This is a genomic window from Acinetobacter sp. 226-1 (assembly GCF_030329325.1).
Lineage (GTDB): Bacteria > Pseudomonadota > Gammaproteobacteria > Pseudomonadales > Moraxellaceae > Acinetobacter > Acinetobacter sichuanensis.
Genome location: NZ_JACANU010000073.1, coordinates 1 through 504, shown reverse-complemented (window position 1 = coordinate 504; position 504 = coordinate 1). Strand labels below are relative to the sequence as shown.

Below are 504 nucleotides of genomic sequence, written 5' to 3'. Positions count from 1 at the left end.
TATTAATACGTGTTGATTAGAGATGAATTTTATCCATTTAAGATAAGTCCCGTCTAATCTTGTCTGTGCTAAGTTTTCAATGAACTTACTCATACTAAAATAAACTGTTCTATAACCTAACATACAAGCTGACCTACCGATAGCCCAAGCAAGGAGGCTTTTACCACATCCAGTAGCCCCAGTAATGAGTATGTTTTCAGCTTTTTCTAAAAAAAGAGTATCAGAAAGTCTTAAAATTTGTTCTCTTGTCAGCCCACGTTCCTCATTGCATATGATCTGTTCAGGTAAAGCAGTATAACGCAACTTACTTGCCTTTAAAAGCCTCTTGGTTTTAGTTTCTTCCCTATATTCTATTTCAGCCTGTGCCATATTAGCTAATAGTTCATGAATGTTTTGTTGCTCGTGAACCGGTAGTTGACAAGCCACTTGGTAACGATTAGCCATAGCTGTAAGTCGTAGATTTTTCAGTTGTTCTACTGTTTTGTCTGTGTTCATAATATTATA

General features: G+C 35.9%; 1 protein-coding gene. It reads right to left on the bottom strand.

Annotated features, from left to right (window positions below):
- Positions 1 to 495: ATP-binding protein (locus tag HX124_RS18230; RefSeq protein WP_286418753.1), on the bottom strand; the 495-nt coding region annotated here is incomplete at its 3' end.
- Between the last annotated feature and the right edge of the window lie 9 nt (positions 496 to 504).